This window comes from Rhodobacter lacus (assembly GCF_042683065.1).
Lineage (GTDB): Bacteria > Pseudomonadota > Alphaproteobacteria > Rhodobacterales > Rhodobacteraceae > Rhodobacter > Rhodobacter lacus.
On the sequence record NZ_JBHUIX010000009.1, the window covers coordinates 20,975 to 43,598 of the forward strand.

19 protein-coding genes are annotated in these 22,624 nt (G+C 65.4%); 6 read left to right on the top strand and 13 right to left on the bottom strand.

Features of this window, described 5'->3' with window-relative positions:
* Positions 1 to 167: 167 nt before the first annotated feature.
* The 3 genes from ACFSM0_RS07840 to ACFSM0_RS07850 are packed head-to-tail and all read left to right on the top strand — an operon-like array spanning position 168 to position 4,086.
* Positions 168 to 2,012, top strand: a complete 1,845-nt coding sequence (locus ACFSM0_RS07840; protein WP_377388998.1) for an ABC transporter ATP-binding protein — start codon at positions 168 to 170, stop codon at positions 2,010 to 2,012.
* Positions 2,013 to 2,036: 24 nt separating this feature from the next.
* Complete coding sequence (locus tag ACFSM0_RS07845) at positions 2,037 to 2,732, top strand: SDR family NAD(P)-dependent oxidoreductase (protein ID WP_377389000.1); 696 nt, start codon at positions 2,037 to 2,039, stop codon at positions 2,730 to 2,732.
* Between the two features lie 34 nt (positions 2,733 to 2,766).
* Entirely contained in the window at positions 2,767 to 4,086 is a 1,320-nt protein-coding gene (locus ACFSM0_RS07850) for an NAD(P)/FAD-dependent oxidoreductase (protein ID WP_377389002.1), read from the top strand.
* Between the two features lie 70 nt (positions 4,087 to 4,156).
* Here the strand turns inward: ACFSM0_RS07850 and ACFSM0_RS07855 are convergent, their stop codons facing one another.
* The 6 genes from ACFSM0_RS07855 to ACFSM0_RS07880 are packed head-to-tail and all read right to left on the bottom strand — an operon-like array spanning position 4,157 to position 10,581.
* Positions 4,157 to 4,963 (bottom strand): sulfurtransferase, encoded by an 807-nt coding sequence (locus tag ACFSM0_RS07855; RefSeq protein WP_377389004.1) that lies wholly within the window; start codon positions 4,961 to 4,963, stop codon positions 4,157 to 4,159.
* A gap of 44 nt (positions 4,964 to 5,007) precedes the next feature.
* Complete coding sequence (locus tag ACFSM0_RS07860; protein WP_377389006.1) at positions 5,008 to 5,994, bottom strand: hypothetical protein; 987 nt, start codon at positions 5,992 to 5,994, stop codon at positions 5,008 to 5,010.
* Positions 5,991 to 7,334 (bottom strand): M20 family metallopeptidase, encoded by a 1,344-nt coding sequence (locus ACFSM0_RS07865; protein WP_377389008.1) that lies wholly within the window; start codon positions 7,332 to 7,334, stop codon positions 5,991 to 5,993. Before ACFSM0_RS07865 ends, ACFSM0_RS07860 begins: the two co-directional genes overlap by 4 nt.
* Positions 7,331 to 8,251: an ABC transporter permease gene (locus ACFSM0_RS07870; protein WP_377389010.1), complete on the bottom strand. Its 921-nt coding sequence runs from the start codon at positions 8,249 to 8,251 to the stop codon at positions 7,331 to 7,333. Before ACFSM0_RS07870 ends, ACFSM0_RS07865 begins: the two co-directional genes overlap by 4 nt.
* Before the next feature lie 4 nt (positions 8,252 to 8,255).
* Positions 8,256 to 9,092, bottom strand: a complete 837-nt coding sequence (locus ACFSM0_RS07875; protein ID WP_377389012.1) for an ABC transporter permease — start codon at positions 9,090 to 9,092, stop codon at positions 8,256 to 8,258.
* 4 nt (positions 9,093 to 9,096) lie between these two features.
* Positions 9,097 to 10,581, bottom strand: a complete 1,485-nt coding sequence (locus ACFSM0_RS07880; protein WP_377389014.1) for an ABC transporter substrate-binding protein — start codon at positions 10,579 to 10,581, stop codon at positions 9,097 to 9,099.
* Positions 10,582 to 10,744: 163 nt separating this feature from the next.
* Between ACFSM0_RS07880 and ACFSM0_RS07885 the strand changes: the two genes are divergently transcribed.
* On the top strand, positions 10,745 to 11,428 hold the full coding sequence (locus tag ACFSM0_RS07885; RefSeq protein ID WP_377389016.1) for an FCD domain-containing protein: 684 nt from the start codon (positions 10,745 to 10,747) through the stop codon (positions 11,426 to 11,428).
* A 63-nt stretch (positions 11,429 to 11,491) separates the two neighbouring features.
* Here the strand turns inward: ACFSM0_RS07885 and ACFSM0_RS07890 are convergent, their stop codons facing one another.
* The 5 genes from ACFSM0_RS07890 to ACFSM0_RS07910 form a co-directional block, all read right to left on the bottom strand.
* The gene (locus ACFSM0_RS07890) at positions 11,492 to 13,171 is read right to left on the bottom strand and encodes an amidohydrolase (RefSeq protein WP_377389018.1); all 1,680 of its coding nucleotides are present in this window, start codon (positions 13,169 to 13,171) and stop codon (positions 11,492 to 11,494) included.
* A gap of 73 nt (positions 13,172 to 13,244) precedes the next feature.
* Positions 13,245 to 14,270 (bottom strand): extracellular solute-binding protein, encoded by a 1,026-nt coding sequence (locus ACFSM0_RS07895; RefSeq protein WP_377389020.1) that lies wholly within the window; start codon positions 14,268 to 14,270, stop codon positions 13,245 to 13,247.
* A gap of 32 nt (positions 14,271 to 14,302) precedes the next feature.
* Complete coding sequence (locus ACFSM0_RS07900) at positions 14,303 to 15,109, bottom strand: ABC transporter permease (RefSeq protein ID WP_377389022.1); 807 nt, start codon at positions 15,107 to 15,109, stop codon at positions 14,303 to 14,305.
* Positions 15,102 to 16,010, bottom strand: coding sequence for an ABC transporter permease (locus ACFSM0_RS07905; protein ID WP_377389024.1), 909 nt, complete (start codon positions 16,008 to 16,010; stop codon positions 15,102 to 15,104). Before ACFSM0_RS07905 ends, ACFSM0_RS07900 begins: the two co-directional genes overlap by 8 nt.
* Position 16,011: 1 nt before the next feature.
* On the bottom strand, positions 16,012 to 17,073 hold the full coding sequence (locus ACFSM0_RS07910; RefSeq protein ID WP_377389026.1) for an ABC transporter ATP-binding protein: 1,062 nt from the start codon (positions 17,071 to 17,073) through the stop codon (positions 16,012 to 16,014).
* A gap of 326 nt (positions 17,074 to 17,399) precedes the next feature.
* Here ACFSM0_RS07910 and ACFSM0_RS07915 point away from each other — a divergent pair, with 326 nt between their 5' ends.
* A complete protein-coding gene (locus tag ACFSM0_RS07915; protein ID WP_377389028.1) occupies positions 17,400 to 18,791 on the top strand; it encodes an aspartate aminotransferase family protein in 1,392 nt (463 codons plus the stop codon).
* A 23-nt stretch (positions 18,792 to 18,814) separates the two neighbouring features.
* Here the strand turns inward: ACFSM0_RS07915 and ACFSM0_RS07920 are convergent, their stop codons facing one another.
* Positions 18,815 to 19,477 (bottom strand): GntR family transcriptional regulator, encoded by a 663-nt coding sequence (locus tag ACFSM0_RS07920; RefSeq protein ID WP_377389030.1) that lies wholly within the window; start codon positions 19,475 to 19,477, stop codon positions 18,815 to 18,817.
* 232 nt (positions 19,478 to 19,709) lie between these two features.
* Between ACFSM0_RS07920 and ACFSM0_RS07925 the strand changes: the two genes are divergently transcribed.
* Positions 19,710 to 21,098 carry an NAD(P)/FAD-dependent oxidoreductase gene (locus ACFSM0_RS07925; protein WP_377389699.1) on the top strand — a complete coding sequence of 463 codons (1,389 nt, stop codon included), beginning with the start codon at positions 19,710 to 19,712 and terminating at the stop codon, positions 21,096 to 21,098.
* A gap of 42 nt (positions 21,099 to 21,140) precedes the next feature.
* Here the strand turns inward: ACFSM0_RS07925 and ACFSM0_RS07930 are convergent, their stop codons facing one another.
* Positions 21,141 to 22,532, bottom strand: coding sequence for an NAD(P)/FAD-dependent oxidoreductase (locus tag ACFSM0_RS07930; RefSeq protein WP_377389032.1), 1,392 nt, complete (start codon positions 22,530 to 22,532; stop codon positions 21,141 to 21,143).
* Positions 22,533 to 22,624 lie beyond the last annotated feature (92 nt).

The following is a 22,624-nucleotide window of genomic DNA, read 5'->3' on the forward strand; positions in this document are numbered from 1 at the left end:
CGGTCCTTTGGGAGGGCGGTGGCGCGGGCGCCAAGGTGATGGATATATAATATATCCTATATTCAGTCTGGCAAGACGGAATGAGCTGTGGCACTCTGGGCGCCTGAAGGCCCAAGGCCACAATCATCCGGCCCGCCATGCGCCGCGAAGAGGTGAAGGAAATCGAGATGCCAACGCCCGTCATGACCGTGTCCAACCTGCGGACCTCGTTTCGCCGCGGCAAAGAGTGGATCCCCGTCGTGAAAGACGTCTCTTTTGAGGTGCATGCGGGCGAGACGCTGGCCATCGTCGGTGAGTCGGGCTCGGGCAAGAGCGTGAGCGCGCTCTCGCTGATGCGGCTCCATGCGGCGGAGACAACGCGGATCGAGGGCTCGGTCAAGCTGGAGGGCGCGGAGCTGCTCGACCTTTCAGAGCGCGAGATGCGCGGGCTGCGCGGCAACAAGATCGCGATGATCTTTCAGGAGCCGATGACAAGCCTCAACCCGGCGCTGACGATCGGCGACCAGATCTCCGAAGTGCTGATCGCGCACCAGAACCTGAGCCTCGCCGAAGCGCGGCGCGAAACGCTTGTGCTGCTGCAAAAGGTGCGCATCCCCGCTGCCGAAAAGCGGCTTGATGAATATCCGCACCAGCTTTCGGGGGGGATGCGCCAGCGCATCATGATCGCCATCGCGCTCGCCTGCCGCCCCAAGGTGCTGATCGCCGATGAGCCGACCACGGCGCTTGATGTCACGATTCAGGCGCAGATCCTCGAACTGATCAAGCTCTTGCAGGAAGAGGAGAACATGGCCGTGGTCTTCATCACCCACGATATGGGGGTGGTGGCTGAAATCGCGGACCGCACCTTGGTGATGTACAAGGGCGAGGCAATCGAGCACGGCCCGACCGAGGAAATCTTTGCCCATCCCGCCCGCGCCTATACCCGCGCGCTGCTTTCGGCGGTGCCGCGGCTTGGCTCGATGGAGGGGGCGCGCGCGCCCGCGCGCTTTCCGCTCGTGGATGCCGAGACCGGCCAGCCCGTCGAGATGGCGCCGGTCGCCAACACGGTGGCCGAGAACCCGACCCCGCTGCTCCGGGTGCGCAATCTCGTGACGCGGTTTGATATTCACGGCGGGTTGCTGCGCGGCCCCGCCGGGCGCGTGCATGCGGTGGAAAACCTCTCTTTTGACCTTCATGCCGGGGAGACGCTGGCGCTGGTGGGCGAATCGGGCTGCGGAAAATCCACCACCGGGCGCACGATCATGCGCCTGACCGAGGCCCGCTCCGGCTCTGTGCAACTTGAGGGGCGCGAGATCCTTGGTCTTTCAGGTGAAGCGCTGCGCCATATGCGGCGCAACATCCAGATGATCTTTCAAGACCCGTTTGCCAGCCTCAACCCGCGCATCCGCATTGGCGAGGCCATTGCCGAGCCGCTTCTCCTGCACGGGATCGCCCGGTCCAAAGAGGATGCCCGCGCGCGCGTGGCGGATCTGATGGTCAAGGTCGGGCTGCAGGCGGATATGGCAAGCCGGTTCCCGCATGAGTTTTCGGGCGGGCAGCGCCAGCGCATTTGCATTGCGCGCGCGCTCGCGATGGAGCCGCAGGTGATCGTGGCGGACGAGGCGGTCTCCGCCCTCGATGTCACGATCAAGGCGCAGGTGATCAACCTGATGCTCGATCTGCAGGAAAGCATGGGCCTCGCCTATCTCTTCATCTCGCATGACATGGCCGTGGTGGAGCGCATGAGCCACCGCGTTGCGGTGATGTATCTGGGCGAGATCGTCGAGATCGGGCCACGGGCTGCCATTTTTGAAAACCCGCAGCATCCCTATACGCGCAAGCTGCTCGGCGCGGTGCCGATCCCCGATCCGGCGCGGCGCGGCATGCGGCGCGGGCTGAGCAATGACGAGATCAAGAGCCCGGTGCGCCCCGCGAGCTACATCCCCCCGACCCGGCACTATATCGAAGTTTCGCCCGGGCACATGGTGCAGCAATGGGGCGCGGACTGGGATGAGACCGCGAGCGCCGCCTGAGCGGATGAACATGAGGAGAGCAAGATGAGCGAGAAACGTGTGGCGATGGTCAGCGGGGCCTCGCGCGGGATCGGTGCGGCCATTGCCGCGCGGCTCCTTGAGGCCGGTTGGCGCGTCAGCCTTGGCGTGCGCAACCCCGAGAGGCTTTCGCCCTCTGCCGGCGACCGCCTCGTGTGCCGCTATGACGCGATGGATGCGGCAAGCGAAAAACGCTGGATGGAAGAGACAATCGCGCGCTTTGGCCGGCTTGACGGGCTGGTGCTCAACGCGGGCATCATGATCCCGAAAACGGTGCTTGAGGCCAGCGAGGAAGATTTTGACACCACCTTCGCGGTCAATGTCAAATCGCCGATGCGGCTTGCCCAGCTGGCCTGGCCGCATCTGGAAAAGGCGCCCGCGGGCCGGGTTGTCACCCTCTCTTCGCTCTCCGGCAAGCGGGTGAAATCGCCCGGCTCCAGCCTTTATGCGCTGTCGAAATTTGCCGTGCTGGCGCTTTCGCACGGGCTGCGCCAATGCGGCAAGGAGTCTGGCGTGCGCGCCACCGTGATCTGCCCGAGCTATGTGGCGACCGATATGGGGCTGGCGCTCACGAGCCCCGATCCGGCCACGCTCACCCAGCCCGAAGACATCGCCAAGATCGTGCACATGGTGCTCGATCTCCCGAAAACCGCCTCGATCTCCGAGATTCCCGTCCATTACAGCGTCGAAGACTGCTACTGACATGCCTGCCCAGCTTTCTCACCGTGGCCCTGCCATGGTGCCCGTCGAAAACTCTCCCGCACTGCCGCAAACCGTGGATGTCGCCATTGTCGGCGGCGGCATCGTTGGCGCCGCGGCGGCCTTTTATCTGGCGCAATCGGGCCAGAGCGTTGCGCTGCTTGAAAAGGGCCTGATCGGCGCCGAGCAATCGGGGCGGAACTGGGGGTGGGTGCGGGTCGCGGGCCGCGATCTGCGCGAGATCCCGCTCGCACTGCGCGCGCAGGAGATCTGGCCCGGTCTCGCCGCGGCGCTTGGCGCCGATCTCGGCTATCGGCGCACCGGCATTGTTTATGTCGAAAAGACCGAGGCGGCGCGCACACGGCATCTGACCTGGATCGCGCAAGCCCGCCCCCTTGGCGCGGCGCCGGTGCATCTGTCGCCGGCAGAGGTTGCCGAGATGGTGCCGGGGCTCGACTGGCGCTGCCACGGCGCGCTCTACCTGCCCGAGGATGGCCGAGCCGAACCGCAGGCCGCCGCACCGGCCTTTGCCAATGCCGCGCGCCAGCTTGGCGCCTTCGTGCATCAGGGCTGCGCGGTGCGCGCGCTCGACATCGAGGCGGGCCGGGTGGCGGGCGTGATCACCGAAGCGGGCCGGATCCGGGCGCGCAGGGTGATTGTTGCCGCGGGGGCGTGGTCGTCGCATTTCCTCGCACGGGCGGGGGTGCGGCTGCCGCAACTCAAGGTGCTCTCCTCGGCGCTGCGCACCACCGCCTTTGATGCGGGCGTCGAGCCCTGCATGAGCTTTTCCGATTTTGCGCTGCGCAAGCGGCAGGACGGCGGTTATTCGCTGGCCTCCTCCGCCACCAGCGTCTCGCAGATCTCGCCGGACAGCTTCCGCTTCATGTTCGATTTTCTGCCCGCGCTCCGGCTCGAATATCGCGCCCTCAAGCTGCGCTTCGGGCGGGCGTTCTTTTCCGAACTGATCGCGCATCGCCACCGCCCGATTGAGCAGCCGAGCATCTACGAGGCGGTGCGCATTCTCGACCCCGAGCCCGATGCCGCGGCGCTGAAATCGGTGATGGAGACGATTGGCAAGGCAATCCCGGCCTTTGCGGGGGCGCAGGTGGCGCAAAGCTGGGGCGGCATGATCGACACCACACCCGATGTGATCCCGGTGATCTCCGAAGTGGCGCAGCTTCCGGGCTGCCTGATCGGCACGGGCTTTTCCGGCCATGGCTTCGGGGTCGGCCCGGCGGCGGGCGAGCTTTTGGCGCAGATGGCATCGGGCGTCACACCGACGCTCGACCCCAAAGCCTTCGCGCTCGCGCGGCTGGTCGGGCCGGAGCGGCGGATCGAAATCCAGAAGTGGCTTTGACCGCGTCTTGGCAACAGGAAAGGCCCCGGGCATCCGCACCGGGGCCTTTTGCTTTTCTGGCAAAGCCGGTTCAGCCGATTTCGATTGGCAGATCGGCCCTGCCGGCCCATTCGTGCCACGAGCCGGTGTAGATGCGCACCTTGTCAAAGCCCGCCCGGCGCAGCCCGTAAAGCGCGGTCGCCGCGCGCGCGCCGCGGTGGCAATAGGTGATGATGCTGTCTTCGGGGGCAAGACCGGCGTTGCGGGCGATTTCGGCAATCTCTTCGGCGCTGCGATAATAGCCCTCGCTCAGCATGTCTTCATAAAAGGCAAAATGCGCCCCCGGGATGCGGCCGGGCCGCGCGCAGCACGCATGCACGAAGCTGCCGTCATATTCCGTCGGGCGGCGCACATCGAAGATCTCGGTGCCGCGCTCGGTGTGATGGAGCACATCCTCGGTGGTTGCCACCAGATCGCGGCGGAACTGTGCCGCGGGCGCCGCGCCATGGGTGATGGCCTCGGGCGCGCCGGTGCCCGGCGCGGTTTCGCCGCCCGCGATGAGCCAGGCCTCGATCCCGCCATCAAGGATCATGCCGCCCTCGAACCCGGCCAGTTCATGAAACCACAGCCCCCGCGGTGCGACCATCCCGGTTTTCTGCTCGAAGAACACCGGCTTTCGGGCGCCGTCGAGCCCGAGACGGGCAAAGGCTTCCTGCGCGCCCGCAGCCATCCGGGCCACGCCCTCCTCGCTGCTTTCGGGGATGAAATAGCTGTAAACATCAAGATTGACGGCCCCGGGCAGGCTCGCCGCGCGATAATCTTCCTCTGCGCGGGTGTCGACGGGGATATAGTCGCCGCTCGACAGAAGCGCTTTCAGCGCGGCTGCAGTGACAATCATGGAGGGCTCCTTGCTGGAATGGGGGGCGCGGATCGGCGCCAGGGTCAGGCGCTCGGAAGCAGGGTTCCGATGCCTTGCGCCTCGGCCTGACGCATCAGCCGCGCCGCAAAGGCGATATCGAAGACGTTGAGCCCGAAGCTCGAGAAATAGAGCGCGGCCCCGGGGGGCGGGTGCCAGCCCTCGATCAAAAGCCGCGGCAGGTCAGCCTTGACCTGCGCCTCGCAAAAGGCCCCGGCGCGATACATCTGAAACAGGCTCTTTGCGCTTTTATCGGCAAAATCCCCCCAAAGATCAACGCACACCGCGTCACTGGCAGCAATCGCCTCAAACGTCACCTCGTGAAAGCCGACCTGAACGATCAGCCGCCCCGGTCGCACCGCCTCTGCCGTCACAAACGGGTCGGGCGCGGAGGTGCAGCACAAGATTACATCGGCCTGCGCGATCGCCTCGGAGAGCTGGTCATGCGCAATCCGCTCCGGCCCCGGCACCGCGGCGCGCCGCGCGATCAGCGCATCAAGGCGGGCAGGGGTGCGGTTCCACAGATCAATCGCCTCAAGCGCGGGGAAGAGGGCGAGCACCATGTCAAGATGGGTCTCGGCCTGCCCCCCGGCGCCCAGGATCGCAATCCGGCGTGGCGGGTGCGAAAGAAGCGCGCGGATTGCCGTGGCGGAGACGGCGGCGGTGCGCACCCGGGTGATCAGCGCGCTTTCCGCCATGCCCAGCGGGCGGCCATCGGAAAGCGCGTTCAAAAGCGTGGTCGAGGTGATCGCGGGCCTGTCAGCCGCCGCAGCCGGGCGGTGCAGGGTCCATTTCAGCCCCGCGGCATCATACCCCCCGCCGACAAAGGCGGGCAGGCCGTAAGCCTTGCTGCGCGGGTCAAGGCCGAGCGACATCACGCTTTCGGGCACCATCCCGGCGTCGCCGCTGTGCAAAAGCCGGATCGTTGCCGCGACATCGCGCAGCGCCGTGGGCCAGTCCATCAGGCCAAGCTGCAACAGATCGGTGGTGGAAAGATAGCGCATCGGCATCATCGCGCGCCCTCCGCCATTGCGACAAGCCACAGCTCAACGGAGGTGAGAAAGCGGCGGTAGCCCTCAAGCGTCATGAATTCGTCGATCCCATGCGCGTTGCCGCCCCGGCCCGCGCCCGCCAGCAGGAAGGAGCGCGCGTGGCGGGCAAAAGCATAGCCCGGTGCCGCGCCAATCGCCCAGGGCCAGATCTGCGGCGGTTGCGCCGCGCTCTCGGCATAAGCCGCCAGCAGCGCCGCAACGCCGGGCGTTTCGGCGCCAAAGCGGGTGCCGGGATAGCTGTCGTCCAGCTCCAGCCGCGCGCCGGGAAGCCGGGTGAGATCCTCGGCGATGCGCGCCAGATAATCGGCCGGGTCGAGCCCCGGCGGGGCGCGCAGCTCGAAGCCCGCGCGCGCGCCTTGCGGGATCACGCCCTCTCCCGCTGCGGGCTGGGTTTCGATCCGCGAGATGTTGAAAGAGGCGGTGGTGAGCACATGCGAGAGCAGCGCCAGCGCATCGCCCGCAACCGCAAAGCACTCGGTATTGCGAAAGCGCAGCTCTGCGGCCGGGTCAAAGGTTTCCGCAAGCTTTGCGGTGATGCCCGCGGCCGCGTCATCAAGCGTGATCTGGCCAAGTGTGCCGGTGGGCGCGGTGCCGATCCGGCCAAGCGCCTCCACCAGCCGCGCGGCGGGATTGGCGATCCAGGGCGCATTGCTTGAATGGATCGCGGTTTTCGGCCCGCCCCAGGCGCCGCCCTCGACCACAACCGCCCCGCGCGCGATGCCCGAAAAGCCGAGGTAAACCCGTGGCGGGCCGCCGCCATATTCGCAAAACGAGGGGAAGATCGCGGCTGCGCTGGGCCGCACCGGGCAATCGGGTGCCTCCAGATAGGCGCGCATGCCGCCGCTGCCGTTTTCTTCCTCGCCATCGAGCAGGATCTCGACATTGACGCCAAGCCGCCCCGAGGTGACGAGCGCCTTGAGCACGCACAGCATCCCCGCGAGCGGGCCCTTGTTGTTCTCGGCGCCGCGGGCAATGTAGCTCTCGCCCACGCCGGGCAGATCGCGGATGCCCCCTTCCCAGGGATCGACGGACCAGCCCTCCCGCTGCGCGGGCATCACGTCATACATGTTGTAAAGGATCACCGTGCGCGGCGCGCCGATGTCGATGCGGGCATGGAGCACCTCGGCGCGGCCTCTGGCGGGCGTGCGGGCGATGATCTTGGCGCCAAGGTCGGACTGCATCCAGCCCACCAGCGCATCGGCCTGCGCGCGCATCGCCGCGTCATTGCCCCGCACCGAGGGGATCGCACACCAGAGGCGGGTGAGCGCAAGCGCCTCCGCAAACACCGTCTCGGAGGTCACAGCCGGATCCTCGGGTTAAGCCAGACATAGGCGAGATCGACGAGGAAGTTGACGACCACAAAGACCACCGCGGCAAACAGCACCACCGCCTGCACCACCGGAAAATCCTTGTTCTGGATCGCATCGACCGCAAGGCGCCCGATGCCGGGCCAGGCAAAGATGATTTCCGTCACCAGCGCACCGCCCAGAAGCGAGGCGAAATACATCCCCTGCACCGTGATCACCGGGATCAGCGCATTGCGCAAGGCATGGTGCACAATGATGCGCCAGGAGGAGATACCCTTGGCGCGGGCGGTGCGGATGTAATTCTCGCCCAGAACCTCGATCAGGCTGGCGCGGACAAGCCGGGTGATGGCGCTGAGATAATAGGCCCCAAGCGCCACCGAGGGCATGATCAGATGTTCCCAGCCGCCGATGCCGCTTGAGGGCAGCCAGCGCAGCTTGAGCGAGAAGAAGATGATCAGCAAAAGCGCGAGCCAGAACACCGGGATCGCCTGACCAAGGAGCGAGATCACGCGAATGGCAAAGTCGATCGCGCTGTTCTTGCGCACGGCGGCAACGGTGCCAAGGAAAAAGCCGAGAAGCGAGCTCCACATCAAGGCCACGCAGGCCAGAAGGGCGGTCGCGGGCAGCCGTTCGATGAGCAGATCAAGCGCCGGGCGCTGGAAGCGCAGCGAATTGCCCAGATCGCCCGTCAGCGCATGGGCGAGAAAGCGGCCATATTGCACCCAGACCGGATCGTTGTAGCCCATCGCCGCGCGGAAGGCCTCAAGCTCGGCGCGGGTGGCATCGGGCGGCATCATCAGCGCGGCGGGATCGCCGGTGAGGAAGAGCGCAAAGAACACGATCATCGAGACGCCGAACATCACAAGCAGGCCCTGCAGCGCGCGTCCGGCAATGAATTTGAGGGTTTTCATCGGCTTATGCGCTCCTCTTGTCGGCGCGCCGCACCAGCCAGTCGCCCAGCAGGTTGCAGCCGATCACCAGCGCCCCGATCACGAGCCCCGGATAGAGCACGAGCCAGTTTGCGAGCAGAATGAAGGATTTGCCCTCGCCGATCAGGTTGCCAAGCGTGGGCGTGGGGGGCTGCACGCCAAGGCCGAGAAAGCCCACCGAGGCCTCCAGGATGATCAGCCGTGGCAGGTCGAGCGTCATCAGCACCGTTTGCGGGCCGACGATATTGGGCAGCACATGGCGGAAGATGATCCGCATGTTCGAAAGGCCGATCGCGCGCGAGGCGTCGATATATTCCAGCTCGCGGATTTCGAGCGTTTTTGCGCGGGCAACACGGGCAAAGATCGCCCAGCCGGTGATGCCAAGCACCGCCACGAGGTTGAGCATGCTCGGGCCGACAACGGCAACGATGAGCAGAATGAGCAAGATGAAGGGGATGGCGAGCTGAATATCCACCGCCCGCATGATGATGATGTCAAACCAGCCGCCGAAATAGCCCGCGATCATGCCAAGGCTCGTGCCGAGCAACACCGAGATCACCGAAGCCGAGATCACGATGGAAAGCGAGATGGCCGTGCCCAGCCCGAGCCGGGCAAGCAGGTCGCGCCCGAGCTGGTCGGTGCCCAGCGGATGAAGCTGGCCGCCAATCTCGCTCAGCGGCGGCTTGAACGTTGCCGTCAGCACGCCACGGATCGGATCGAGCGGCCAGAAGAGCGGTGTCAGGCAAAGCACCACAACGGCCAAGAGGAGTGTGGACGCGAAGATCGCGTCCACATTTTCCCTGACACCCCAGTATCTCTTCATCAGCTCACTGCTTCTCGATGTCGAAGACCGGAATACGGGCATCCGGGCGCCCCTCGAAGGTGACGTCGGTGGCCTTCCCGTAAAGCGCATCTTCTTGGTAAAGCGGGATCAACGGCACGTTCTGGGCCGCATAATCCTGAATTTGGCCCAGCACTTCGGCGCGTTTGGCCGGGTCGATCACGCTGCGGCTCTGATCAAGGAGCGCATCGAGTTCGGGCATGTTCACGGTCGAATAGGGCTCGCCGCTCTTCATGATCGCATAGATCGCGGCATCGGCGTCGAGCGTCTGGGTCGAGCCCCAGCCGAGCATGTAGATCGGCCCGGTCATCGGCACTTTCTGGATGTAAACGGACCAGTCGAGCACTTCCTGGTTCACCTTCACGCCGATATCGCCGAATTCCTGCGCGATCGCTTGCGCGACCTCGCCGTCTTTCATGTAGCGATGCGTCGATTGCATGGTGATCGAGAACCCGTCAGGATAGCCCGCCTCGGCCAGAAGCGCCTTGGCTTTGGCCGGATCATAAGCCGGAACCGGAATATCCTTATAGCCGAAATCGGCCGCGCCCACCTGCGTGCCGCGCGGCGAGGCGAGGCCTTGCAGGATATTGTCGACAATGCCCTTGCGGTCGATGGCCATGTTCAGGGCCTGGCGCACCTTCACATTGTCAAGCGGGGCCTCGGCACCGGTGAGACCCAGATAGATCGTCAGCCCGCCGTTTTTCACCTGCACAAGCTCGGCATCGCCCCCGGCCTGAATCATCGGCGCAAGGTCAACCGGCACGTTTTCGATCAGATCGACCTCACCTGTCAGCAGCGAGGTCACCCGCGCGGTGCCATCCGGGATCGCCCGCCACGTCACCTTGTCGATCGAGGGCTTGCCGCGCCAGTAATCGGCGTTCGCTTCCAGGATCACATGCTGGTCGGGGATGAATTCGACGAATTTGTAAGGCCCGGTGCCCACGGGATGACGGGCGAATTCGTCATTGCCCACCTCCTGCACGTATTTCGGCGGCACGATATAGGCCGGATAACGGCTCATCCGCGTCGGCAGAAGCGGATCGGGGCCCTTGGTGATGATGCGCACGGTGGTCGGATCGACCACTTCGACATGATCAACGGTGCGGATATAGGAGGCGGTCGGAGAATTTGCCGCCGGGTCGAGCACGCGCTCGAGCGTGAATTTCACCGCATCGGCGTTGAAATCCTCGCCGTTGTGGAACTTGACACCTTCGCGCAGGGTGAATTCCCAGGTCGTGTCATCAATCGCTTTCCACGAGGTCGCAAGGCCCGGGACAAGCTTCATGTCCTTGTCGCGCATCACCATCGTGTCGAAGATATTGTCGACGATGGTGGCGCTTTCGCGCAGGAAGCCGGGGTCCATAGCCGTGGTCGAGGCGGCGCGGCCAATCGTCAGGTCCGCCGCTTGGGCGGCAAGGCCGAAGGGCAGCATCAGGGCCGTTGCGAGGGCCGTTGTCACTAATCTGTTCATTTCGCCTTCACTTCCTTAGGGGGTTGGTCTTTTCTCCGGGGGCGCGGATGTCTCAAGCCCTATAGACGCTGCACGATATATGATATATTTTTTCGATCAAGGCACGACTGCATCCTCCCGGGTGTCAAAAAAGTGAGCAGATCCGACGAATGAAGAGGATAAAGTGAGCACAACCTTATTCACGGCCGCCCCGCGCAAGTCGCTTGTGACTCATGTGGAAGATGAATTGCGGGCCGCGCTGATCGAGGGGCGGCTCGCGCCGGGCACGCGACTCGTGACAAAAGATCTCGCCGCCTCGTTGGGGATGAGCATCACCCCGGTGCGCGAGGCGCTGGTGCGCTTTGCCGCTTCGGGGGTGCTGACAGCAGAGCCCGCGCAATCATTCCGGGTGCCGCAACTGACGGTGGCGCAATATTCGGAGATTGCGCAGATCCGCAAGGCGGTCGAGGGGCTGGCGGCCTTCAACGCGGCGCCGCGCATCACCGCGCAGGAACTCGGCGAGATGGAGCAGCTGCTCAAACGCTATCTCGCGGCAAAAGCCGGGTCTGACACGCATCAGGCGCTGACGTTGAACAAGGATTTCCGCTTCGTGCTCTATCGTGCGGCGGGCATGCCGACGCTTTTGGGCGTGATCGAGATGCTCTGGCTCAAGGTCGGGCCGGGGTTCAACTATCTCTATCCCGAGGAGCGCGCGGCGATCGACACCCATGGCAATTACAATGATCTGATGGCGGCGCTGCGGGCGGGCGATGCCGAGCAGGCGCGCGTGGCCATCGACCATGCGATTGATGATGGCGCCGCGATCGTGCTCGCGGCCCTTGCCAAGCGCGAGGCGCTCCAGGCCTAACGCTGAAGGCCCGCGGCCTCGGCCTCTTTGGGCGGGGCCGCAGCTTGCGCTTGGGGCGTGGCGTTAGGGCGCCGTGGGGGCGGTGTCTGCCTCCCACAGGATGCGCCCGCCGCAAACCGTCAGCGCAATGCCAAGATCGGGGATCGCCTCGGGCGCGCAGGTTTCGATATTGCCGCCCAGCATCACCAGATCGGCCGCCATCCCGGCCCGCAGCGTGCCGGTGACATGGTCGCGATGCGCGGCCCATGCGCCCCCCGCGGTATAGGCATAGAGTGTTTCCATCAGGTTCAGCCGCTCGTCGGTGCAGCCCTCGAAAGGCGCGCGCGTCACCCCGGCATGAATGCCGCGCAGGACCGAGACATCGGTCACCGGCCAGTCGCTCGAATAGGCGATCTTGGCGCCGCCCTCGGCCTTGAGCGTCTTCCACAGATAGGCATCGGGCCAGCGCGCGCGGCCGATCCGGCTCAGCGTCGGCTCCAGCGGAAACTCCATCGCGCCGGGCGGGTGGGGCGGCTGCAGGCTGGCGGTGAGGCCAAGCGCGCCAAGGCGGGGAATGTCGCTCCGGTCGATCAGCTCGATATGTTCGATGCGGTGGCGCGCGTCGCGGGGGCCGTTGGCCTCTTGCGCCGCTTCGATCCCGTCAATGGTGGTGCGCACCGCCCCATCGCCAATCGCATGCACCGCGATCTGCAGCCCGCGCCGGTCGATCTCGGTGGCGATCGCCTTGAAGGTCTCGGGGGCAAAGAGCGGCTCCGAGCGGTGCCCGGGCGCATCGACGTAATCGTTGAGCATATAGGCGGTGCGGCTGTCGATCACGCCATCCATGAACATTTTCACAAAGCCCGAGCTGAGCCAGTCGCTGTCAAAATCGCGCGTCATCGCCGTGGCGCGCTCAAGCGCCTCAAGCCCCATATGCGGCTTGAAGTGGAACGGCACCTTGACGCGCAGGGGCAGCTGGCCCTCGGCTTGCATTTCGGAAAGCAGCTCCAGCGTGTAGCGGTTGCCATCCATGTTGACGAGGCTGGTGACACCGTGTTTGGCGCAATGCATCATGCCCGCAAGCAGCATTGCCTTGTCGGTGGCGCGCTCTTCGGGCGTGGGCGGGCGCGCGGGCTCTTCGCCGGTGGCGATGCCAAGGTTGATGCGCGCCTCGCCGATCATGGCGATGATCGGCCCGAAAGCCTCGAACTCGCGCAATTCGCCGGTGGCGAGGCCGGTTTCGTCCAGCACCACCTCATGCCCGTGCGGGGTTGGCGCGCCGCGCATGAGCCCGGTCGCCTCAAGCGCTGCGGTATTGGCCCAGACCGTGTGGTGGTCGTGGGACATCATCGCAATCGGGCGGTCGGCGATCATCGCATCGAGAGCATGGCGGGTGATCGGCGCATCGAGCATGCCGTAATCGGCGCCCTGCGCCATCAGCAAGGGCCGCTCGGGGTGGCGCGCGCCAAAGGCGCGAAAGGCCGCGCTCACCGCCGCGGTGCCATGCAGCGTGTCGAGATGAAGATGCGACAGCTCCGCCCCGCCCAGGCCCAGATGCACATGCCCCTCGAAAAAGCCGGGCAAAAGGCTGCGGCCCTGCGCGTCGATCACGCGGGTTGCGGGGCCGGCGAGCGCCAGAATTTCGGGCGTGCGTCCCAGAGCGAGGATCTGCCCGCCCGCCAGCGCAATCGCTTCGGCACGGGGGCAGGCCCTGTCCATCGTCAGGATGCGGGCATTGGTCACAATCAGGTCGGGGGTCGGCATGGCGGGCGCTTTCGCAAGAGAAACGGCCACGCCCCGGGACGCGGGGCGTGGTCACAAAGGTTTTGCGCGCGGCTTACTTTTGCAGCTCGGTCCAGATCGCGTTCTGGTAGTCGAGCGCCTTGCCGGTGCAGATCGTCACGAACTGCCCCTTGTCGGCAAATTCTGCCGGCGGCGTCAGCTCGGGCGCGCCCTTCATGTCATCGGGCAGGAATTCCTCCGAGCCCGCGATGCCGTTGGCGTAGCGCGCGAAGGCCGAAAGCATCGCCGCATTCTCCGGCTGCATGATGAAATCCATGAACAGATAGGCGTTGTCGACGTTCTTGGCATCTTGCAAGAGCACGACATTGTCCATCCACAGGCCATAGCCCTCTTTCGGATAGCCATAGGCCACGTCGGCATTGCCCAGCCGCGCGCGCATCGCCGAGCCGTTCCAGTCCACGGTCGCGGCATAGTCGTTGTTCGTCATCTTTTCGACGGTCGAATAATCCATCGACAGCCATTTCGGCTTGGCGGCCACGAGCAGATCGCGCACCTTTTTCATCACCGCCGGATCGTCCGAGCAGACATTGCCGCCCGCATACATCGTGGCAAGCGCCATCACGTCGCCCATTTCGGGGATCACGTTGATCTTGCCCTCAAGCTCCGCCGGCGGCTCCATGAAGATCGCCGAGGTGTTGATGTCGCCGGTATAGACCTTGGTGTTGACGGTCATCCCGGTCGAGCCCCATTGCCACGGGATCGACCATTCCCGGCCCTTGTCCCAGGCCACATCCATCCATTGCGGGGCAATGTTCTTGTGGTTGGGCAGGCGGCTCAGATCGAGCTTCTGGATCAGGCCCTTGTCGGCATAGATCCCGACAAAGCCCGCCGAGGGCACCACGAGATCAAAGCCGGAGGCGCCCGCCTCGACCTTGGCCAGCGCCGTGTCATTGCTGTCAAAATCGGTGATCGTGACCTTGACGTCATAGGTCTCTTCGAACTTCTTGATCAGATCGGGGCTGGTGTAGTTGCCCCAGTTGTAGAGGAAAAGCTCCCCCTCGGCTGCGGCAAGCGTTGCGCTGCCCAAAAGCATCGCTGAGGCGGCAAGCAGTTTTTTCATTGGTCGTCTCCCGGTTGGTGCGTTCATATCTCTCAGCTCTTGCGGCGGCTGAGCAGGAAAAACCCCGACAGAAGCACCAGCGTCAGCCCCAGCAGGGCGGCGGACAGCGCGTTGATGTCGGGGGTCATGGCGCGGCGCAGCTGGCCGAGCATGTAGGTGGGCAGGGTGTCCTGCCCGGGGGATTTGATGAATTCGGTGATCACCACATCATCGAGCGAGGTGACGAAGGCGAGCATCCAGCCCGCCAGAATGCCGGGCGTGAGCTGGGGCAGGGTGACAAAGCGGAAGCTTTGCCACGGGCTCGCGTAAAGATCGGCGGCGGCGGTTTCGAGCGTCAGATCCATGCCCTCAAGGCGCGCGCGGATCGGCAGATAGGCAAAGGGGATGCAAAAGGCGGTATGCGCGACCACCAGATAGCCCAGCCCGGAATAGCCGGTGGCGGCCTTGATCGCGGCAATCACGATCAAGAGCGCCACCGCGGTGACGATCTCGGGCACCATCAAGGGCTGATTGATTGCGGCATAGATCGCGGTGATGCCAAAAAACGCCGGGCGGCGGGTGGTGCCAAGCGCGGCCAGCGTGGCCAGAACGGTAGACAAGAGCGCGGCAAGGCTCGCGATGATCAGCGAATTGGCGGCCGCATTCATCACCGCATCGTTGTGCCAGGCCTTCAGATACCACGCGAAGGTGAAGCCATCCCAGGTGGCGACCGAGGGCGCGGCGTTGAAGGAATAGACCACCAGCGTCACGATTGGCGCATAGAGCCCGGCAAAGACCAAAAGCGCGGTCGGGCCAACGCCCGGCAGATCCACAACACGGAAGGGGCGGGGCTCAGCCATCGCGTTTCTCCCCGTTGATCGCGCGCACATAGACCAGCAGCGCCGCCATCACGATCACCAGAAGCACGATCGAGAGCGCGGCGCCGAGCGGCCAGTTTCGCCCCTGACCGAATTGCAGCTCGATGAAATTGCCGATCATCATCAGCTTGCCGCCGCCCAGAATGCGCGGTGTCACATAGGCGCCAAGGCAGGGCACGAACACAAGGATCGAGCCCGCGACGATGCCCGGCCGCGCAATCGGCAGCACGACGCGAAGCAGCACCTGCCAGCGCGAGGCGTAAAGATCATAGGCCGCCTCAAGCAGCCGCCGGTCGAAGCGTTCGAGCGCGGCATAGAGCGGCAGCACCATCAGCGGCAGGTAGACATAGACCATGCCGATCAGGAGCGCCCCCTCGGTATAGGTCATCTGCAGCGGGGCCGAAATGATCCCGAGCTTCAGAAGGATCGTGTTCAAAAGCCCCTCGTTGCGGATGATCTGGTTGATCGCGAAGGTGCGGATCAACAGGTTCGTCCAGAACGGCAGGGTGATCAGGAACAGCCAGAAGGCGCGCTGGCTTGCAGGGCGCGTGGCGATGAACCATGCGGTCGGAAAGCCCGCAAAGAACGAGAGCACCGTGGTGACGAAGGACAGGCTGACCGAGCGCCAGAAGATTGTCAGATGTGCCTGTGCCAGATGCAGCGTTTCATCAAAAATGTCGCGCTCGACCACGACCTTTTGCCAGCCTTCGAGCGAGAAGCGCCAGACCACGTTGCCGTAGTCGCCCGGCGTCAGGAAAGAGTAGATCAGCACCAGAACGAGCGGTCCGATCGCTGCGGCAAAGAGCACGATCAGCGCGGGGGCAACCAGCGCCCAGGCGTTTCGGGTGGTGCGGGCGCGCTGCGCCTCTTCCGCCGCGCTCATCTCACTCCCTCAAAAGCTGTGCGGCGCCCGGGGTGGGCAAAACGCCAACCCTGTCGCCGATGCCCAGACCGACCTCGCCATTCGCCGGGCTTTGCAGCCGCGCGGTAAGGGCGGTGCCATCGGCCAGCGCGATGTGGCAATGCGTATCGGTGCCGAAATAGACCAGATCACGCACGGTCGCCGGGATCGCCTGCGCGGTCTCGGGCGCGACCAGCCGCAACTGCTCGGGCCGGATCGCGACGGTCACGGGGCCGTGCAGCACGCCCTCGACCGGGATCAGATCGCCGGTCTTGAGCCGTGCGCCGCCCGCCTCGCCCACGGCCTCGATAAAGTTCGTCTCCCCGATGAAGGCCGCAACGAAGCGATTGATCGGATGGGTGTAGATCTCTTTCGGCGTGCCCACCTGCTGCAGCTTGCCCGCGCTCATCACCGCGATCCGGTCCGACATCGTCAGCGCCTCTTCCTGATCGTGGGTGACGAAGATGAAGGTGATCCCGGTCTCGTTCTGCAGCCGCTTCAGCTCGACCTGCATTTCCTTGCGCAGCTTGAGATCAAGTGCGGAAAGGGGCTCGTCAAGAAGCAAGACCTTGGGGTGGGGGGCAAGCGCGCGCGCCAGCGCCACGCGCTGTTGCTGCCCGCCCGACAGCTGGGTGATCTTGCGCCCGGCCATCGCCTCAAGCTGCACGAGCGCGAGCATCTTCGCCACTGTCGCCTCGATCTCCGCGCGCGGCTTGCCCTGCATCTTGAGCGCAAAGCCGACGTTTTCGGCCACGCTCAGATGCGGAAACAGCGCATAGCTCTGGAACACCGTGTTGATCGGGCGGCGGTTCGGCGGCAGGGTGGTGACATCCTCGCCATCCAGCAAGATCGTGCCCGCGCTGGGCATCTCAAACCCCGCAAACAGCCGCAAAAGTGTGGTTTTGCCGCAGCCCGAGGGGCCAAGAAGCGTGAAGAATTCGCCGGGGCGGATGTCGAGGGAAACGGTGTCGAGCGCCCGCACCGCGAATTCGCCCGTGCCGAAAGCTTTCACCAGATTGCGTGCCGAGATGACGGGAGCAGCCACGCCAGATCCTTTCGGATTTGATCATATTAAGGCGAGTTTTGTGGCGATCCGGCGTGCTGGCAAGGCTTTCTTTCGTTTGACGCCCTGTAACTCGCCAAGCGCACAGAAATTCATCGCCCTGCCTCGAGAGCGGATTCGACGCTCGCCCTAAGGTTGTGACCCGTGGCGCGGCGCGAATCGCGGGGGCGCCGGGCGAGGCGCTGATGCGGCGGATTGACGGCGCCCGGTAATTTGATCATATCTTGGGAAAGGGCCAAGCTGCCCATGCAGCGCCGCTCCCGGCGCGATGTGCCGCCCCGCGGCATCCAGACCGGAAAGGACAGTCGATGTTCGAAAACCACCTCCCCACCGCCGAGCTTCAAGCCCTCGACGCGGCCCATCACATGCACCCGTTCACCGATGGCAACGGGCTGGCCAAAAAAGGCGCCCGGATCATCACCAAGGCGAAAGGGGTCTGGATCACCGACAGCGAGGGCGAGGAAATTCTCGACGGTATGGCCGGGCTTTGGTGCGTCAACGTGGGCTATGGGCGCGACGAGCTGGCCGAGGTGGCGGCCCAGCAAATGCGCCAGCTCCCGTTTTACAACACCTTCTTCCAGACTTCGCATATCCCCGCGATCCAGCTGGCGCAGCGGCTGGCCGAACTCGCGCCGGGCGATCTGAACCATGTCTTCTTCAACGGGTCGGGCTCGGATTCGAACGATACCAATATCCGCATGGTGCGCCGCTACTGGCAGGCGCTCGAAAAGCCCGAGAAAAATGTGATCATTTCGCGGTGGAACGGCTATCACGGCTCGACCATGGGCGCGGCCAGCCTCGGCGGCATGAAGGGGATGCATGAACAGGGCGGGCTGCCGATTCCGGGCATCGTGCATATCGAGCAGCCCGACTGGTGGTCCGAGGGCGGCGAGATGAGCCCGGAGGCGTTCGGCCTCGCCCGTGCGCGTCTCTTGGAGGAAAAGATCCTCGAAATCGGCGCCGAGAATGTCGCGGCCTTCATCGGTGAGCCGGTGCAGGGGGCGGGCGGCGTGATCATTCCGCCCGCGACCTACTGGCCGGAAATCCAGCGCATCTGCCGCCAATATGACATCTTGCTGATCGCCGATGAGGTGATCACCGGGTTCGGGCGCACCGGCAACTGGTTTGGTTGCCAGACCTTTGGCATCACCCCCGACATCATGACCGTCGCGAAGGGGCTGACCTCGGGCTATATCCCGATGGGCGCCTCGATCGTTTCGGACAAGGTCGCCGCCGTCATCAACGGCTCGGATGAATTCGCGCATGGCTACACCTATTCGGGCCATCCGGTCGCGGCGGCTGTCGCGCTCGAGAACCTGCGGCTTCTCGACGAGGAGGGCATTGTCGCCCGCGTCGGCGCCGAGACCGCGCCGTATCTCAAGGCGAAATGGGAAAGCCTTGCCGCGCATCCGCTGGTGGGCGAGGCCAGGATCATCGGCATGATGGGCTCGATCGCGCTGACGCCGAACAAGGAGGCGCGCGCCAAATTTGCCTCCAAAGCGGGGACGGTGGGCTATATCTGCCGCGAGCGCTGCTTTGCCAACAACCTCGTTATGCGCCATGTGGGGGACCGCATGATCATCTCGCCGCCGCTCGTCATCACCCCCGCCGAGATCGACATTCTGATCGAGAGAGCGTTGAAATCGCTTGATGAAACGCTTGAGCGCATCACCGCGGAAGGGCTGAACAAAAGCGCCTGAGGCAAGGGCGGCAGCCCGGCGCCTCAGCCGGGCTGCGCCGCGGCAAGAAGCTCGCGGACATTTTCCATCCCCTGCAGGATGTCGAGCCGGATCGCCTCGGCCACGCCCGCCGGGTCGCCCGCCCGCATCGCCTTGAGCGCGGCTTGATGCATGTCGGGCAGGTTCGAGGTGCCAAACCGCCCGCACATCACCCGCAACGCCGGGGCCGAACGCAGCCACAAGGCCTCGACCACCGGCAAAATGACCTCCGTTCCCGCCAGCGCATAAAGCGTCATGTGAAAGCGGTGGTTTTGCACCATGTATTGGCGCGTGTTGCCCTCTGCGATGGCGGCGGTATGGGCCGCGTCGATGCCGGCGAGCCGGTCGATCTCGCGCGCCCCGGCCCGCAGGGCACCACGCCGCGCCAGCTCGGGTTCGAGCGCGTTGCGCGCAAAGATCAGCTCATCCACCTGCGCCACGCTGAGGATCGGCACGGTGACGCGGCGGTTGTCGTGAAACTGCAGCGCGCCCTCTGATGTCAGCCGCCGGATCGCCTCGCGCACCGGCGTGACCCCGGCATCGAGCCGCGCCACAAGCCCCTGAATCGTGACCGGATGCCCCGGTGCCAGATCGCCCGACAGGATCAGATCGCGGATGCCGCGATAGACGCTCAGATGCGCGGGCTCTCTTGGGGCGAAGCTGTCCACCGTCGTCCTTTCGGGCTGATCGAAGCGCCAAGAATACCCGGTTTTTCCGGGGTGCGAAAGATGATCAAATTATGCGCAAAGGCGCGCCTTTGGCCTTGTTTCCGCACCGGGGGCGCGGTCGTTACGCCCGCAAGGCCGTGGCGCTGCGATGCGCTGCAGATCGGGCTTGCCTCCGCCCCCGACAGGCGAGACGCTGGGGCCGAAGGGGAGGGGCTGAAGGGGAGGGGCCATGATGACCGATATGACGAATGGGCAGGTGTCGTTCTGGTTTGCCGATATGGGCGGCTTGCCGAAGCCCCGCCCGGCCTTGCCCGGTGACATCGCGGTCGATGTCTGCATCATCGGCGCGGGCTTTACCGGGCTCTGGGCGGCTTACTATCTCAAGCGGGCCGATCCCGCGCTCTCGATCGCGGTGGTGGAAAAGCACTTTGCCGGTTTTGGCGCCTCGGGGCGCAACGGCGGCTGGTGCTCGGGCGAGTTCGGCTGGAGCCGCGAGAAATACCTCCAGACCGGCAGCCGCGCGGGGGTGATCGCCTTTGAGCGGCATCTGCGCGGCACGGTGGCGGAGATCTCGCGCATCTGTGCCGCCGAGGGGATCGAGGCGGATCTGTTGCAAACCGATTGCCTGACCTACGCCCGCAGCCCCGCGCAGATGCAGCGGCTGCGCGAGAGCCTCGCCGAGGAGCGCGATTGGGGAATTGGCCCGGAACGGGTGGAGCTGCTTGAGGGCGCGGCGGCGGCGGCGCGGATCACGGTGCCGGGGGCGCTGGGCGCGCTGGTAACGCATGGTGTGGCGCGGGTGCAGCCTGCCAAGCTGGTGCGCGGGCTCGCCGCCGTGGTGGAGCGCCTCGGCGTGCCGATCTATGAAGACACAGAGGTCATCGGCATCGCCCCGCACCGGGTGACGACCGCGCGCGGCACCATTGCGGCGGACCGGATCTTGCGCGCGACCGAGGGGTTTACCCCCAGCCTTCCGGGGCATGCGCGCGACTGGATCCCGCTCAACAGTGCGCTTGTGGTGACCGAGCCCGTGCCCGCGGCGCTTTGGGACGAGATCGGTTGGCAAGGGGCGGAACTCTTGGGCGATGCCTCGCATGCCTATTGTTACGCGCAGCGCACCCGTGAGGGGCGCATCGCCATGGGCGGGCGCGGCGTGCCCTATCGCTTTGGCTCGGGCCTTGATGAGACCGGAAAGACGCAGGCGGCGACGATTGCCGCGCTCAAGGCCATTCTCTACCGGATGCTGCCGCAAACGCGGGGGCTGCGCCTTGATCATGCCTGGTGCGGGGTGCTGGGCGTGCCGCGCGACTGGTGCGCGACGGTCGGGCTTGATCCGCAAACCGGCATCGGTTGGGCGGGGGGCTATGTGGGGCTGGGTGTTTCTACCTCGAATCTCGCGGGGCAGACGCTCGCCGATCTGGTGCTGGGGCACGACACCGAGCGCAGCGCGCTGCCCTGGGTAAACCGGTTGCCGCGCAAATGGGAGCCTGAGCCGCTGCGCTGGCTGGGCATCCACGGGATGTATCAGCTTTACGCGATGGCAGACCGGCATGAGGCGCACAGCATGCGGGCGCAAACCTCCGGCTATGCGCGCTTTGCCAACTGGCTGACGGGGCGCTGATCGCGGGCAGCGCGGCGCCGCGCGCCCGCCTCAGGCTCAGCCTCAGGAGTTGAAGCCGATGCCCATCTTGTCGAGCATGCGGTTGAGCACGGAGCGGCGCCCGGTGCGGTCTTCGGCGGCAAGACCGGCCTGTGCCCAGCGGACCCCCAGCCAGCGCAGAGGTTCGGGCGGGAAGGGGAAGGGGGGGCGCCGCAGCATCTGCAGGCGCGTGCGCTCGGTGTCGCGGCCTTCGAGCATGTCGAGCATGGCAAGCGCGGCAAAGCGGCTCGCCGAGACCCCTTGCCCGGTAAAGCCCATCGCATAGGCAAGGCGGCCCTTGCAGGCCTGACCGGCAAAAAGAGTGGTGCGGGCCGATGTGTCGATGATGCCACCCCAGGCATGGGTAAAGGGCACATGCGCCAGTTGCGGCAGGGCGCGGGCAAAATTCTTCGCCAGCCGGTCATAGGTTTCGACCCGGTCGAGCAATTCCGCATCCCGCCGCGCGCCGAAATGATAGATCGCATCATAGCCGCCGCAGAGGATCCGGTTGTCGTCTGTTTTGCGCAGGTAATGGAACTGGTTGCCCATATCGGCGACGGAATGGCCCTCCGTCCAGCCGATCGCGGCAAGCTCGTTATCGCTCAACGGGCGCGTCAGGATCGTGTAGTCGAAGATCGGGATGATCGCGGGCCGCAACCGCTTCAAAAGCGGCACCGCGGCATTGGTGGCAAGGATCACCCGATCCGCCTGCACCACGGCGCCGGGGGTGCGAAGGGTGATCTCCTGCGCGCCCTCGCGCAGCGCCGTGACGGGCGTCTCTTCATGGATCTCCACCCCCATCTTGAGCGCAACACGGCGCAACTCCGCCACGGTTTGCGCCGGATTGACGAGGGCATAATTGGGCTCAAACAGGCCCATCGCATGGATCGGGCTGTCCAGGCGGGTGCGCAGGGCGGCGCCGGTCAGCACGGTGCAGTCGATCCCGAACCGGCGATAGTCGCGCGCCATTGCCGCGACCGAAGCCTCCTGCCACGGGGTGCGCGCGATGGTGAGCTTGCCCTCCCGGCGAAACCCGATGTCGAGCCCCAGCGTGTCGACGTCGCGGGCGTAGCCATCCAGATTTTCGCGCCCGAGGCGGATCAGCGTTTCGGCCTCGGCAGGCCAGCGCATCAGCGCCGTGGCTACGCCATGCGAGATCGAGGGAGCACAAAAGCCGCCGTTGCGCCCCGAGGCGGCCTCTCCCGAGCGCCCGGCCTCAAGCAGCACGATCCTTGCCTCGGGCGCCCGGAGCCGGGCGTGAACGGCGGCCCAAAGCCCGGTGAACCCGCCCCCCACAATCGCCAGATCGGCGCGCAGATCGGCGCCGGGGGGCGGGCAAGGCGGCCCCACCGGCACGGTTTCGAACCAGTAAGGGCGCAGCGCGGCCCCGTTGAGGCGGTTATCGAACTGGATCATGCTCCCCCCGGACCTGTTCGGACAGGCGCTGTTCGCGCCGGGCCAGCGCGGTGCGCGCCGGGATGCCGGCCCCCGCGCGTGGATTGGTTTTG